This is a genomic window from Bradyrhizobium sp. UFLA06-06 (assembly GCF_054820065.1).
The window spans coordinates 112380-126628 of record NZ_JADFUD010000017.1 but is presented as its reverse complement, the minus strand read 5'-3'; the positions used below and the strand labels follow the sequence as shown (position 1 = coordinate 126628).

The window sequence follows — 14249 nt, the reverse complement described above, 5'->3', positions numbered from 1 at the left end:
CGCTGAGCGCCATCCGCAGACGCAATAGTCCTTCATTGAATCCCCCGTGTTCTGAAAATTAGCAGGCTGTGCGCTGCATTCGGCCAGCGACCTAAGATTGAACATGCCATGAAAGAAGTCCAGCTAGACAAGTGGCGAAGACCCAGTGCGAAAATCCGAAATGAGGGCCAACTGAGGGCCGCCTTAAATTAGGCTACTTACCCGGGCCCCCGAAGCCATCGTTCTTCCGCTGGGGGAATTTAAGTTCTCTGAGTGACCTGTTTGGGAATCTTTATTTCCCGTCCAGAGCTGGTTCATCGGCCGGCAGTTGGATGGTCGCGCCGTCAGCTGAGACTATCTCGAAATCCGGAGCGGCGCCGGTAACTTTCTGGATGAACTTCGCCGGGTCTTCAGGATCGACGAACAGTGTCATGCTCTGGCCATCTCGGAAGACCACCTCAAAGCGCTGAGTGTCGGGATCGACCGTCAGGCGTAACTCGCTGATCAACGATTGCAGCCTCGATGCGATCTGAGCACGGAGCTTGTACGCGTCCCCCCCTCTGGCTGCCCGCACGCGCTCGATCAGCTCCGCGACCTGGTCAGGGCGACGGTAATACGTCAATGCCGTCTGGTCGAGGACCGCAATCTCGTGGCGAAGTTGCTTTTCCAGCGTCTTCGCTGCGGCCAGCTCCTGCTCGCTCTTCTTGATTCTTTCGGCCAGAAAGTCGCTATTGAACTCAGCCATCTTCATGCTGGTCTCGAACGCACGGCGAAGCTCATCCTGAAGCAGCTTGATCCTTCCTTCGACGGCGTCTTTCTGAAAAGCCAACTCGCTGCGCTTGCTTGAATGTTCGCTTGATTGGACCAGCGATGCGAGATCAAGCTGCTCGACGAAGGACAAGAACGTCGACTCAAACTGGTCATAACGCCAGCGTCCGGTCATCACGCAACCATGCTCACGCAGTGCATTCGAGCACACGAGGTACGTCCGACCCTTGGGTGGTGCTCCCTTGTTTTGATAGTGCATTGGCTCGCCGCAGTAGTCGCAGACGGCCAGCTTCGAGAAAAGGTTTGTATACTGCTTGCCCTTTCTGCCGCCCTCCGGATGCGGCCTTTTTCCCTGTTCGGGTTGCGCATTCCGCCACCGTTCAAGGCGACCGCGCTGAGCCGTTTCGAATACGTCCTGCCTGATGATTCGGGGAAAGTAGTCCTGGATCGGCTCACCCTCGGGGATTCGCTTACCAGCCTCCATTCGATTGGGCTGGAACGCACCAGTTGCCGTAGGGCTGCTGAGGATCTTGTTGACCGTCGAGTTCTGCCAGCCCCCTTTGCCCATAAACGTCGGGACGCCATCGTTGTTGAGGCGGCGCACGATTGTGAACGTTCCGTATCCGGACGCAGCTTCGTCAAAAATCCTACGGACGATCGCCGCACGCTCTTCGATAATTTCGAAGCCTCTGCGATCCGCGGAAAGGCACAGCCAGCTGGGGCAGCGAGCCGTTAACTTCTTCTGGCCCGCAATTGTCCGTTTCGCGGCCCACGCACTCTTCAGGCGGCGACTCTTTACGTCCGATTCCTCGTGGCTCCGCTGCATGATGGTCAGCGCCATCAGTAGGCGGTAAAAGTCGGTCGTTTCCGCTGTGAAGACCTCCAGAGGATTCATAGTCACCAAGACTATCCCGCTGTTGATCACCGCTAGGAAGGGCTCCAGGGCTTTGGTCGGTGTTTGCCGGCTTATCCGATCGATGGACTCGACCAGCAGGTACGAGCCACGCTCGATTTTTCCATCCCGAATGGCGGCCAGAAATCGTCCGAGCCCGCCTGACGCCAGATTTTTCCCGCGATAAGCCGAGACGCCGAGGTCGTGGAGATCGGGGTCATCGACCAATTCCAGCCCGTGCTCCTCGGCATACTTGCGGGAGGCATCGAGCTGCCTGCGGAGGCTGTCGCCCTTCTTCTGCAGGTCGGTCGACATCCGGACATAGGAGAAGGCTTTGGGTCGAGGTGGTGAGGTGGGGATAACCATCCAAAATCATTACTAAATCTTAATTTAATTGTCCACCATATCCTGATGATGGGCTCGCCCGGCGCCGGCAAATCGATGCTGGCGGCGCGACTGCCCTCGATCCTGCCGCCGCTGTCGCCGTCGGAGCTGCTCGAAGTCTCGATGATCGCCTCGGTTGCTGGCGAGATCCGCGACGGCGCCTTGACCGCGCGACGCCCGTTCCGCAGCCCGCATCATTCCGCCAGCATGGCCGCGCTGACCGGCGGCGGCATGCGCGCCAAGCCCGGCGAGATCTCGCTGGCGCACCAGGGCGTGCTGTTCCTCGACGAATTGCCGGAGTTCGATCCGCGTGTGCTGGATTCGCTGCGCCAGCCGCTGGAGAACGGCGAGGTGTCGGTGAGCAGGGCCAACCACCGCGTCACCTATCCGGCGCGCTTCATGCTGGTCGCGGCCATGAACCCGTGCCGCTGCGGCCATGCCTATGAACCCGGCTATTCCTGCAAGCGCGGCCGGCTCGACCGCTGCACCGCAGACTACCAGATGCGGATCTCCGGCCCGCTGATGGATCGCATCGATCTCAGGATCGAGGTGCCCGCCGTGACTGCGGCCGATCTGATCCTGCCGCCGCCGGCGGAGGGATCGGCCGAGGTTGCCGCCCGCGTCGCGGCCGCGCGCGACATCCAGCTCGCACGCTACGCCGCGGCCGGCATGCCGCATGTCCGCACCAATGCAGAAGCGCCGAGCTCGCTGCTCGAGACCATCGCGCAGCCCGACGCGCATGGGCAGAAGCTGCTGCGCGAGGCTGCCGACAACATGCACCTCACCGCGCGCGGCTATCACCGGGTGCTGCGGGTGGCGCGCACGCTTGCCGATCTCGACGGCGCCGAGACGATCGGCCGGCTGCACCTCGCCGAAGCGCTGTCCTATCGTGCATTGGCCGACGATTTGCGTCGCGCCGCCTGACCGAACCTTAGCCCTGTTCCGATTCGTGCCGGAATACCCCGCGTCAACGCGGCGGTAACGAGTTTTGTTTACGCTCCGCAAACCATAAGCACCGCGATCGGTGGCAAGCTTGGGTCGAGCGAGTTGTGTCATGTTGCGTTTGAAGATTCTGACCTCGGTGGTCCCCCTTGCCGTGGCCGCGGTCCTTGCCCGCGCCGAGTTCCTGCCGGGCCCGCGGCCCTGCATCGAGGTGGGTGGCGCCACGATGCAGATCGCATCGATCCCCTGGCTGGCGCAGCTTCACGTCAGCTTCACCGACGACCCCAGCCAGGCCACCGTCCGGGTCCAGATCGCCGACAGCGCCGACGCCGCGGACTTCACCGTGATCGACGACATCGACGACGCCGAGGCCGGCGCCTGCGAGCGCAGCGCGGCGGCGCAGCTGATCGGGATTTCCAGCGACGCCTCGGCAACCGGGCCCGTCATCTATCTGACGCATGATGACGGTCCGTCCGACTACCGTGTCTTCGTGCAGTCGAAGACATTCTCGGTGCGCGATGCCGCGGCCCTGATCGTCAGCGCCCGCGGCGGACACCGCCGCCTTGAAGCCGCATCGCCCGCGCCTGACGCGCGCGTTCCGAACCGGGTCATGGCAGAGTTAACCCCCCGCTAACCCTGTTCTGAGGGCAGCGCGAAATGGCCACCAACTTCAAGCACTTTGCAAGCTGGCCGACGCATCGTCAGCGCCAGATCAAGCTGTCTCAGGGTCACCATTGATGGGGCGTTTCTTCCGGATCAAGTTGCGCCTTCGCCGCTTCCTCCGGCGCCATTCCTGGGTCGCGACGATCGTCCGTTCGTTCACGATCTTCTCCGTCGCGTTCGGCAGCGCCTTCGGGTTCATTTCGGGCGCGCTCTCGCAACAAAGCGGCTACGATCCCAATGCGTTCGCGATCGGGGTCAGCTTCCTGTTCGCGCTCGCCTGCCTCTGGATCGTGACGCTCGGCATCCGCCTGCGGCTGATGCGCAAGCGGTTGCGCACCATCGCCATGCACAATGAAGCGATGGCCGACCGCAACTGGGAACTGCAGGAGGCCGAGCAGCGCGCCTCCACCCTGTTCGAGGCGCAGGACGACTTGATCGTGCTGCGCGACCTCGACGGCCTCATCACCTATGCCAACGATGCCTATTGCGAGCTGGCGCAGATTTCCCGCAGCGAATTGATCGGCAGCACCGCAACGCTGAAGGTGCTTGAACAAGGCGACACCGCGCTCGAATCCAACGGCACGCGGGTCTACGACCAGAAGATCGAGGGACCGCTCGGGCCGCGCTGGATCGCCTGGCGTGAAGGCCTCGTGCGCAACGATGCCGGCGCGCCGGCGGAGATGCAGAGCGTCGGCCGCGACGTCACCGACCGCACCGAGAGCGAGCACGCGCTCGCCGAAGCGCGCGATCAGGCCGACGCCGCCAACCGCGCCAAGTCGCGCTTCCTTGCGATGGCGAGCCACGAGATCCGCACTCCGCTGAACGGCATCATCGGCATGAGCGGATTGCTGATGGATACGCAGCTGACGCCGGAGCAGACGACCTACGTCAAGGCGGTCAAGACATCGGGCGACGCGCTGCTCGCGCTGATCGAGGAGCTGCTCGATTATTCCAAGATCGAGGCCGGCAAGATCGATCTCGAACACCGCGCCTTCGCGCTGCCCGGCTTGATCGAGGACATCACCGAGCTGCTGGCGCCGCGCGCGCAGACCAAGGGCATCGAGATCGCCGCCTATGTCGACGAACGGCTGCCGATGCAGGTGACCGGCGACGCGGCGCGGCTGCGTCAGGTGCTGCTCAATCTCGCCGGCAACGCCATCAAGTTCACCGCGACCGGCGGCGTGGCGCTGATCGTCGAGCCCGGCATCTGGCCGAACGAAATCAGCTTCCTGGTTCGCGACACCGGCATCGGCATCGCGCCGGAAGCGCAGCAGCGTATTTTCCGGGAGTTCGAGCAGGCCGACGATCGGATCGCGCGCAGCTATGGCGGCACCGGCCTCGGCCTCTCGATCAGCGACCGCATCGTCAAGCGGATGGGCGGCCGCATCACGCTCGCAAGCACGCCGGGCGCCGGCTCGACCTTCGAGGTGTCGATCCCGCTCGTCGCGGCCGATACCGGCGAGGCCAACGGCTTCGCCGCGCCCGACTTGACGGGACAGTCGATCATGCTGGTGGCGCCGCACAGCATCGAGGTCTCGCTGATCTCGCGGCGGTTGCAGCGCTGGGGCGCGCAGACCTGCATCGTGTCGGATGCCGGTGTCGCCGAGGCGTTGCTGCCGGAGCGGAGCTGGCACGCGGTGCTGATCGACCACACGCTCGGCACCCCGGCGATGGAGGCGTTTGCCGACGCCGCCCGCATCCACGCAACCCATCGCATCGTGATGTTCACGCCGGCAACGCGGCAGGACCTTTCGGCTTCTGAGTCAGCCATGTTCACCGGTTACCTGGTGAAACCATTGCGTGCGTCGTCGCTCGCCGCACGGCTGACCGCATCGCCGGAAATCGCTGCGCCGAGCCTCGCGATCGAGGCGGCCGCCGAGTCCGCGCCCACTGCGCCCGCACCCGCGTTGCCGGACAAGGGGCTCTCGATCCTGGTCGCCGAAGACAATGAGATCAACGCGCTGTTGATGCGCTCGCTGCTCTCCCGGCTCGGCCACAACGTGGTCATCACCACCAATGGCGAGCAGGCGATGGAGTCCTGGCTGTCGGCGACCTCAGCCGGCACGCCCTATGATCTCGTGCTGATGGACATCCAGATGCCGCGCCTCAACGGCATCGAGACCACCAAGCAGATCCGCGCCCATGAAGCGGCGCAATCCGTCCGCCGGACCCCGATCCTGGCACTGACGGCAAATACGCTGGTGGAAGACCGCTATGCCTGCTTCGAAGCCGGCATGGACGGTTTCCTGATCAAGCCGCTCGACCGCGAGAAGCTGGAAGAAGCGCTCGCGGGCCTCGCCGCCGCGCGGCATATCGCGGCGTAGCAGCGAAAAATTCCGCGTCGTCCCGGCGAAGGCCGGGACCCATAACCACGACTGCAAATTGGTGAACAAACGTCTCGCCGCCTGCCCTTTGCAGGGGCCGCGGAGTATGGGTCCCGGCCTACGCCGGGACGACACCGTTGATGTGGTCCGCTTTAACGGGTCAGAACTTACAGCCGGCGCAGCGCGACCGACTGCACCACGTGGTCGGCGCCCTTCTTCAGGATCAGCGTCGCGCGCGGACGGGTCGGCAGGATGTTGTCCTCGAGATTGGCGAGGTTGGTGCGCTCCCAGATCGCGATCGCGGTCGCCGTTGCTTCCTCGTCCGACAGCGGTGCATAGCGGTGGAAGTAGGACCTCGGGTCGGTGAACGCGGTGTCGCGCAGCGCCAGGAAGCGCTTGATGTACCACTCCCGCAGCACGGCCTCGTCGGCGTCGATATAGACCGAGAAATCGAAGAAGTCGGAAACGAACGGCACCGCCTTGCCGTCGCGCGGCAGCCGCCCGGTCTGCAGCACGTTGACGCCCTCGACGATCAGGATGTCAGGCTGGTCGATCTCGACCCATTTGTTCGGCACGATGTCGTAGGTCAGATGCGAATAGACCGGCGCGCGCACGCGGCGCCGCCCCGCCTTGATGTCGCTGAGGAACGACAGCAGCGTCGGCAGGTCGTAGCTTTCCGGGAAGCCCTTCTTCTGCATGATGCCCTGCCGCTCGAGCACCGCGTTCGGGAACAGGAAACCGTCGGTCGTGATCAGATCGACCTTCGGCCGCGGCGACCAGCGCGCCAGCAGCGCCTGCAGCACGCGTGCGGTGGTCGACTTGCCGACCGCGACGGATCCGGCGACGCCGACGATGTAGGGCATCTTGCGGTCGCGGATGTTGAGGAACTGACGCTGCGAGTAATACAGCCGCTGCGTCGCATCGACATAGATCGAGAGCAGCCGCGACAGCGGCAGGTAGATGTCCTCCACCTCCTGCAAGTCGAGGCGGTCGTGCATCGAACGCAGGCGGTCGAACTCGCCCGGCTCGAGCGTCATCGGCGTATCGTCACGCAGATGCGACCATTGCTGGCGCGTGAAGATGCGGTAGGGGTTGTACTGTTGATCTGGTGCCCGGATGTCCATGAGGCCGCCCCTCTCGATGCGCTCGATCATTTGCGCTAGTCGCGCTTGCGCGACGCCTTCTCTTCCAGTCCCGACATCGAGGTGCGCTTCTCCAGCGCGGCCTCGACATCCTCCAGCTTCACGCCGCGGGATTTCAACAGAACCAGCAGGTGAAACACGAGATCGGCACTTTCCGCGATGAGATGATCGCGGTCATTCTCGACCGCGGCGATCACGGTCTCGACCGCTTCCTCGCCCAATTTCTTGGCGCAATGCTCCGCGCCCTTGTCGAGCAGCTTGCGGGTGTAGGACGCCTCACCGCCCGTTGCAGCGCGGGCGTCGATGGTGGCGGCCAGATCGTGGACCGTGAAACGCGACATCAACTCAACTCAAGCATGCACGGCGGCACCACACGGGTGCCACCCCTTAGGTGGGGACTTAGCATTTTTGTGACAAGGAGTCCCAGCTCTCCCTGTTTGAGCGTGGTCTTCACGGAAAACCGGTTTCCACTTTTCCTGACCACGCTCACGCTAGGGATCGAGCCGCATCGGCAGGCCGGCGCGCACCATGTGATCCTTGGCCTGGCGGATGGTGAATTCCCCGAAGTGGAAGATCGACGCGGCCAGCACGCCGGTGGCGTGCCCCTCGCGGACGCCGTCGACCAGGTGATCGAGATTGCCGACCCCACCGGACGCGATAACCGGTACGGGGACACTGTCCGCGATCGCCCGGGTCAGCGGCAGGTCAAAGCCCTGCCTGGTGCCGTCCCGGTCCATCGAGGTCAGCAGGATTTCGCCGGCGCCGAGCGCGACGACCTCCTGGGCGTATTCGATGGCGTCGATCCCGGTGGCATTGCGTCCACCATGGGTGAAGATCTCCCAGCGGTCCGAGCCGCCGGCGCGCCTGACGCGCTTGGCGTCGATCGCGACGACGATGCATTGCTCGCCGTATTTCTCGGCCGCTTCCTTGACGAATTCGCGCCGGCTGACGGCCGCCGAATTGATCGAGACCTTGTCGGCACCGGAGCGCAGCAGGGTCTTGATGTCGTCGACGGTGCGGACGCCGCCGCCCACGGTCAGCGGCATGAAGCAGGCTTCCGCCGTCCGCCGGACCACGTCCAGCATGATGCCGCGGTTTTCATGGGTGGCGGTGATGTCGAGGAAGGTGAGCTCGTCGGCGCCGGCGGCGTCATAGGCGATCGCGGCTTCGACCGGATCGCCGGCGTCACGCAAATCGACGAAGTTGACGCCCTTGACCACGCGGCCGTCCTTGACGTCGAGGCAGGGGATCACGCGAACCTTGAACATGATCTCCTCCTACGCGCCGCGGATCAGCTGAAGGGCAGCGGCCGGATCGAGCCGTCCGTCATAGAGCGCCCGGCCGACGATGGCGCCGGCGAGCTTTTTGGCGCGCGGCTCCATCAGCGCCTTGACGTCGTCGATCGAGGCAAAGCCGCCGGAGGCGATCACCGGAATCGAGATGCGGTCGGCAAGCGCAATGGTGGCGTCGAGGTTGAGGCCCTTGAGCAGGCCGTCGCGGGCGATGTCGGTGAAGATGATCGCGGCGACGCCGGCATCCTCGAAGCGCTGCGCGATCTCGAGCGCGGTCACATGCGAGGTCTCGGCCCAGCCTTCGACCGCGACCTTGCCGTCGCGCGCATCGAGGCCCACGGCCACGCGACCTGGGAATGTCTTCGCCGCGCCTCTCACAAGCTCAGGATCGCGCACTGCAGCGGTGCCGATGATGACGCGCGTGATGCCCTTGTCGAGCCAGGCCTCGATGGTCTTGAGGTCGCGGATGCCGCCGCCGAGCTGCACCGGCATGGTGACGGCCTTCAGCATCGCCTCCACCGCATTCGCATTCATCGGCTTGCCGGCGAAGGCGCCGTCAAGATCGACGACGTGGAGATATTCGAAGCCCTGCGCGGCGAAGCTCGCCGCCTGCGCCGCCGGATCGAGATTGAACACGGTGGCGCGCGCCATGTCGCCCTGCTCCAGGCGCACGCACTGGCCGTTCTTCAGATCAATCGCTGGAAAGAGAATCACGGCTTCCACTTCAAGAAATTGGCGATCAAAGCGAGGCCGAAGCGCTGGCTCTTCTCGGGGTGAAACTGGGTGCCGATCGCGGTGTCCTTGCCGACGATCGCGGTCACCGGCCCGCCATAGTCGGCGCGCGCGAGCACGTCCGCCTCATTGGCGGCGTTGAGGTGATAGGAGTGCACGAAATAGGCGTGACGTCCCTTCGGCCCGAGCGGCAGCCGCTCCAGCACCGGATGCTCACGCACCATGTCGAGCGTGTTCCAGCCCATATGCGGGACCTTCAAGTTCTCGTCGCGCGGCTCGATCTTCTCGACATCGCCGCCGATCCAGTTGAAGCCCTCGGTGATCACGTGCTCCTTGCCGCGCGTCGCCATCAGCTGCATGCCGACACAGATGCCGAAGAACGGCCGCGCCTTGACCCGCACCGCCTCGGTGAGCGCTTCCAGCATGCCGTCGACCGCGTCGACGCCACGGCGGCAATCGGCGAACGCGCCGACACCGGGCAGCACGATGCGATCGGCGCGATACACCGCGTCGGGGTCGCGCGTCACCTTGATAGCTTGCGGATCCTCCATGCTGCGTGCGGCGCGCTCGAAGGCCTTGGCCGCCGAATGCAGATTGCCGGAGCCGTAATCGATGATTGCAACGGTCATCGCGATCCTCCTGGCTCTGGAAACAATCCGATGATGCCGCCCTGCGGCATCGACGGGGGTTTTGAGAACGACTGACCCGGAACGTCGCGGGTCGGCGGCGGCGCGCCGCGATCGACCGACCGCTGGTCGTTGACAGCGCCGCGATGCCGCGCGGTCCAGCGCGCGAAGAAACGGCGCTCGGCGGCCTCCGCATCGTCGCCCACGACGATGTCGATCTGGCGCCATTTGCGCCGCGACAACGTCCAGCGCTGCAAGCTCGCCGCTTCGAGCCCGAGCAACACCATCAGCACCAGGTCGACGAAGAAGATCGCGCTGCGGCCGACGCCAAGCTTCGTCAGCGCGTAATCGATCACGAAAGTAAGAACGAACCAGCCGATCAGCGCCAGCCAGAGCCGATGCCAGGCCAGCCAGATCACGCCCGCAACCGCGGCCCAGAAATGGAAGCCGTCGCGCACGAAGACGAACTTGTCGGCCGCCGCGAGATCGGCGCCGTTGGCCACGGGGGCATGCACTGTATAGACCGGCATCGAACGCTCCGCCGAGGATGGACTCTTATTTAAAGCATGATCTTTCGGAAAACCGGCATCTACTCTTCCGGATCACGCTCCAGAGATCAGCCGCCGAGCTGACCCTTGGTCGAGGGCACTTCGCCCTGGGCACGCGGATCGATCGCAATTGCCGTCCGCAGCGCCCTCGCCAGACCCTTGAAACAGGATTCGGCGATATGATGGCTGTTCTCGCCATATAGGGTCTCGACGTGCAGAGTCACGCCGGCGTTCATCGCGAAGGCGTTGAACCACTCGCGCACCAGCTCGGTGTCGAACTCGCCGATCTTGTCGCGCGGGAATTCGGCCTTGAACACCAGCACGGGGCGGCCGGAAATGTCGATCACGACGCGCGACAGCGTCTCGTCCATCGGCATGTGGATCGAGGCATAGCGGGTGATGCCGGCCATGTTGCCGAGCGCCTGCTTCACGGCCTGTCCGAGCGCGATCCCGACGTCTTCGGTAGTGTGGTGGTAATCGACATGGAGATCGCCATCCGCCTTCACCGTGATGTCGATGCGCGAATGCCGGGCCAGGAGGTCGAGCATATGGTCGAAGAAGCCGATCCCGGTCGAAACCGTGGATACGCCTGCTCCGTCGAGGTTGACCGTCACCTCGATGTCGGTCTCCTTGGTCTTGCGCTTGATGGTTGCGGTGCGCATGAAGATTGAGCTTTCCCGTGCCGAAAACGCCGGTCTTTTAACAGGCTGATGTCACCTTCGCTACTGCGGGATGACCTCGAAACGCCCAACTTGGGGCCATGGTGACCGGAATTCGTTGTCGATTTAGTTCTGACGCGTTTTCTTCACGCGAACCGGTACCCACTTCGCTCGAAAACGCTCCGAAATCCCCCGATTGTAACCCCCTGCCCGACCGCCTAAATCAGCCCGGAAGAGAGGTAACCTATGCAAGCATCCCCAAATGAGCTGCCGGTCTGGCATGGCACCACGATCTGCACGGTCCGCAAGGGCGGCAAGGTGGTGATCGGCGGCGACGGGCAGGTCTCGATCGGCCAGACCGTGATCAAGGCCAATGCTAGGAAGGTCCGCCGGATCGGCAAGGGCGAAGTGATCGGCGGCTTTGCCGGCGCCACCGCCGACGCCTTCACCCTGTTCGAGCGGCTGGAAAGCAAGCTGGAGCAATATCCGGGGCAACTGACCCGGGCGGCCGTCGAGCTCGCCAAGGACTGGCGGACCGACCGCTACCTGCGCCGGCTGGAGGCCATGATGATCGTGGCCGACAAGGACGTTTCCCTGGTGCTGACCGGCACCGGCGACGTGCTGGAGCCCGAATCCGGGGTCATGGCGATCGGTTCCGGCGGCAATTACGCCCTCGCCGCAGCCCGTGCGCTGGTCGATACCGACAAGGACGCCGAGACCATTGTCCGCCGCGCGCTGGATATCGCCGCCGATATCTGCGTCTACACCAACCGGAACGTGACGATCGAGACGATCGGCGGCTGAGCATGGCCCGCCCCTATCATTTCCGCCCGATGACGCCGGCCGACCTGCCGCGGATCAAGCAGTGGCTGGCGTTGCCGCATGTCCGGGAATGGTGGGGCGATCCGGCCGAGCAATATGCGCTGGTCAGCGGCGACCTCGACGAGCCGGCCATGGACCAGTTCATCGTCGCGGCCGATGCGTCCGATTTGGGCTACATCCAGTGCTACGACCTGACGGCGTGGAATTCCGGCTTCGGGCTCCAGCCCGAGGGCACGCGCGGGATCGATCTCTTCATCGGCGAGCCCAACATGATGGCCGGTGGCCACGGCTCGGCGCTGATCCGCGCCTTTGTCGACGACCGGCTGGCACAAGGCGCGCCACGCATCGTCACCGATCCCGATCCGGCCAATGCGCGCGCGATCCGCGCCTATGAGAAGGCGGGTTTTCAGAGGATGGGCATGGTCGATACGCCGGACGGGCCGGCGCTGCTGATGGCGCGCGACGCATGACGATCGCGCACAAGCCTGTCACCGGCGTTTCAGCGTGGCATTGGCTGGCGATCGCGGCAGCGCTGCTCGTGCTGCAGGCGGCGCTGCTTTATGCGATGGGCCGTTTGCCGATCTGTGCCTGCGGCTATGTCAAGCTCTGGCATGGTACGGTTCAGAGCTCGGAGAACTCGCAGCACATCGCCGATTGGTACACGCTGTCGCATGTGCTGCATGGCCTGCTGTTCTATGGCCTGACCTTCCTCCTGCTGCCGCGGCTCGCCTGGCCCGGGCGGCTGATTGTCGCGATGCTGATCGAAGGCAGCTGGGAGCTCGTCGAAAACTCCAACTGGATCATCGAGCGCTACCGCGCCGGCACGATCTCTCTCGACTATTACGGCGACACGATTGTCAATTCGGTGTCGGACACGCTCGCGATGGTTATCGGCTTCCTGTTGGCGCGCAAGCTGCCGATCGCCGCGACCGTCGCGCTCGGCGTTTTGTTCGAAACCGTGTTGCTGCTTCACATTCGCGACAATCTGACACTGAACATCATCATGCTGATCCACCCGTTCGAGGCGATCCGGCAGTGGCAGGCTGGGCCGCCGATCCTTTAGGGGATCATGCCTTGGAGGACTGCCGCTTGCCGAGACCGCGATTCCAACCTAGCTAGAGCCAATGACTCACTTCTCTCCCCGTGAAATCGTTTCTGAACTCGACCGCTTCATCGTCGGCCAGACCGACGCCAAGCGCGCCGTCTCGATCGCGCTGCGCAACCGCTGGCGGCGGCTGCAGCTCGCCGGTTCCCTGCGCGAGGAGGTTCTGCCCAAGAACATCCTGATGATCGGGCCGACCGGCGTCGGCAAGACCGAGATCGCGCGGCGGCTGGCCAAGCTCGCCGGCGCGCCGTTCCTCAAGGTCGAGGCCACCAAGTTCACCGAGGTCGGCTATGTCGGCCGCGACGTCGAGCAGATCGTCCGCGACCTCGTCGAGGTCGCGATCGCGCAGACCCGCGAGCGCAAGCGCAAGGACGTTCAGGCTCGCGCCCAGCTTGCCGCCGAGGAACGCGTGCTGGACGCGCTGGTCGGCCCGGGATCGAGCCCGGCGACGCGCGAGTCGTTCCGCAAGAAGCTGCGCGCCGGCGAGCTCAACGACAAGGAGATCGAGATCGAGACGCAGTCGGGCGGCAGCGGCATGCCGATGTTCGAAATCCCCGGCATGCCCGGCGCCCAGATGGGCGCGATCTCGCTCGGCGACATCTTCGGCAAGATGGGCGGACGCAGCAAGACCCGCCGCCTGACGGTGGAGGGCTCGCACGAAATCCTCGTCAACGAGGAATCCGACAAGCTGCTCGACACCGATCAGCTGGTGCAGGAGGCGATCAACGCGGTCGAGAACAACGGCATCGTGTTCCTCGACGAGATCGACAAGATCTGCGTGCGCGAGAACCGCGCCGGCGGCGACGTCTCCCGCGAGGGCGTGCAGCGCGACCTGCTGCCGCTGATCGAGGGCACCACGGTTTCGACCAAGCACGGCGCCGTCAAGACCGACCACATCCTGTTCATCGCCTCGGGCGCGTTCCACATCGCCAAGCCGTCGGACCTTTTGCCGGAGCTGCAGGGCCGCCTGCCGATCCGCGTCGAGCTGCAGGCGTTGACCCGCGACGACATGCGCCGGATCCTGACCGAGCCGGAGGCGTCGCTGATCAAGCAATATGTCGCGCTGATGAAGACCGAGGGCGTCACGCTCGACATCACCGACAACGCCATCGACGCGCTGGCCGATGTCGCCGTGGCGGTGAATTCCACGGTCGAGAACATCGGCGCAAGGCGGCTGCAGACCGTGATGGAGCGGGTGCTGGACGAGATCTCCTTCACCGCGCCCGATCGCCACGGCGAGACCATCCAGGTCGACGCCGACTACGTCACCAAGCATGTCGGCGACCTCGCCAAGAACGCCGATCTGAGCCGGTTTATTTTGTAGGCGGCCACCGTAGTCGTCCCGGCGAAAGCCGGGACCCATAACCCCGA

14 protein-coding genes and 1 pseudogene are annotated in these 14249 nt (G+C 64.4%); 7 read left to right on the top strand and 8 right to left on the bottom strand.

Annotation, left to right across the window (positions count from 1 at the left end; translation table 11 throughout):
* Positions 1-271 precede the first annotated feature (271 nt).
* Complete coding sequence (locus tag IF803_RS17145) at positions 272-2005, bottom strand: recombinase family protein (protein WP_461192876.1); 1734 nt, start codon at positions 2003-2005, stop codon at positions 272-274.
* 33 nt (positions 2006-2038) lie between these two features.
* Between IF803_RS17145 and IF803_RS17140 the strand changes: the two are divergent.
* From IF803_RS17140 to IF803_RS17130, 3 genes and pseudogenes are all read left to right on the top strand, one after another.
* A pseudogene (locus IF803_RS17140) lies at positions 2039-2947 on the top strand (YifB family Mg chelatase-like AAA ATPase); the annotation flags it as partial.
* Positions 2948-3077: 130 nt separating this feature from the next.
* Positions 3078-3599: a hypothetical protein gene (locus tag IF803_RS17135; protein WP_461192875.1), complete on the top strand. Its 522-nt coding sequence runs from the start codon at positions 3078-3080 to the stop codon at positions 3597-3599.
* Positions 3600-3702: 103 nt separating this feature from the next.
* The gene (locus IF803_RS17130; RefSeq protein WP_461192874.1) at positions 3703-5952 is read left to right on the top strand and encodes a PAS domain-containing hybrid sensor histidine kinase/response regulator; all 2250 of its coding nucleotides are present in this window, start codon (positions 3703-3705) and stop codon (positions 5950-5952) included.
* 167 nt (positions 5953-6119) lie between these two features.
* On the opposite strand, the gene coaA is transcribed toward IF803_RS17130, so the two are convergent.
* The 7 genes from coaA to hisB all read right to left on the bottom strand — a co-directional run bounded on the left by coaA (position 6120) and on the right by hisB (position 10954).
* Positions 6120-7076, bottom strand: coding sequence for a type I pantothenate kinase (gene coaA / locus IF803_RS17125; protein ID WP_026192056.1), 957 nt, complete (start codon positions 7074-7076; stop codon positions 6120-6122).
* A 35-nt stretch (positions 7077-7111) separates the two neighbouring features.
* The gene (locus tag IF803_RS17120) at positions 7112-7435 is read right to left on the bottom strand and encodes a phosphoribosyl-ATP diphosphatase (RefSeq protein ID WP_028341982.1); all 324 of its coding nucleotides are present in this window, start codon (positions 7433-7435) and stop codon (positions 7112-7114) included.
* 150 nt (positions 7436-7585) lie between these two features.
* On the bottom strand, positions 7586-8362 hold the full coding sequence (gene hisF / locus IF803_RS17115; protein ID WP_461192873.1) for an imidazole glycerol phosphate synthase subunit HisF: 777 nt from the start codon (positions 8360-8362) through the stop codon (positions 7586-7588).
* Positions 8363-8371: 9 nt separating this feature from the next.
* Positions 8372-9100 carry a 1-(5-phosphoribosyl)-5-[(5-phosphoribosylamino)methylideneamino]imidazole-4-carboxamide isomerase gene (hisA, locus tag IF803_RS17110; protein WP_461192872.1) on the bottom strand — a complete coding sequence of 243 codons (729 nt, stop codon included), beginning with the start codon at positions 9098-9100 and terminating at the stop codon, positions 8372-8374.
* Positions 9097-9747, bottom strand: coding sequence for an imidazole glycerol phosphate synthase subunit HisH (hisH, locus tag IF803_RS17105; protein WP_461192871.1), 651 nt, complete (start codon positions 9745-9747; stop codon positions 9097-9099). The genes hisA and hisH overlap by 4 nt, the downstream gene beginning before the upstream one ends.
* Positions 9744-10274 carry a DUF2628 domain-containing protein gene (locus tag IF803_RS17100; RefSeq protein WP_461192870.1) on the bottom strand — a complete coding sequence of 177 codons (531 nt, stop codon included), beginning with the start codon at positions 10272-10274 and terminating at the stop codon, positions 9744-9746. Before IF803_RS17100 ends, hisH begins: the two co-directional genes overlap by 4 nt.
* Positions 10275-10360: 86 nt before the next feature.
* A complete protein-coding gene (gene hisB, locus IF803_RS17095) occupies positions 10361-10954 on the bottom strand; it encodes an imidazoleglycerol-phosphate dehydratase HisB (RefSeq protein WP_016841476.1) in 594 nt (197 codons plus the stop codon).
* 243 nt (positions 10955-11197) lie between these two features.
* Here hisB and hslV point away from each other — a divergent pair, with 243 nt between their 5' ends.
* The 4 genes from hslV to hslU all read left to right on the top strand — a co-directional run bounded on the left by hslV (position 11198) and on the right by hslU (position 14202).
* The gene (hslV, locus tag IF803_RS17090; RefSeq protein ID WP_461192869.1) at positions 11198-11755 is read left to right on the top strand and encodes an ATP-dependent protease subunit HslV; all 558 of its coding nucleotides are present in this window, start codon (positions 11198-11200) and stop codon (positions 11753-11755) included.
* 2 nt (positions 11756-11757) lie between these two features.
* Complete coding sequence (locus tag IF803_RS17085; RefSeq protein ID WP_028341986.1) at positions 11758-12243, top strand: GNAT family N-acetyltransferase; 486 nt, start codon at positions 11758-11760, stop codon at positions 12241-12243.
* Entirely contained in the window at positions 12240-12836 is a 597-nt protein-coding gene (locus IF803_RS17080) for a DUF2585 domain-containing protein (RefSeq protein ID WP_028341987.1), read from the top strand. The genes IF803_RS17085 and IF803_RS17080 overlap by 4 nt, the downstream gene beginning before the upstream one ends.
* Before the next feature lie 61 nt (positions 12837-12897).
* On the top strand, positions 12898-14202 hold the full coding sequence (gene hslU / locus IF803_RS17075) for an ATP-dependent protease ATPase subunit HslU (RefSeq protein ID WP_016841472.1): 1305 nt from the start codon (positions 12898-12900) through the stop codon (positions 14200-14202).
* The last annotated feature ends 47 nt before the right edge of the window (positions 14203-14249 follow it).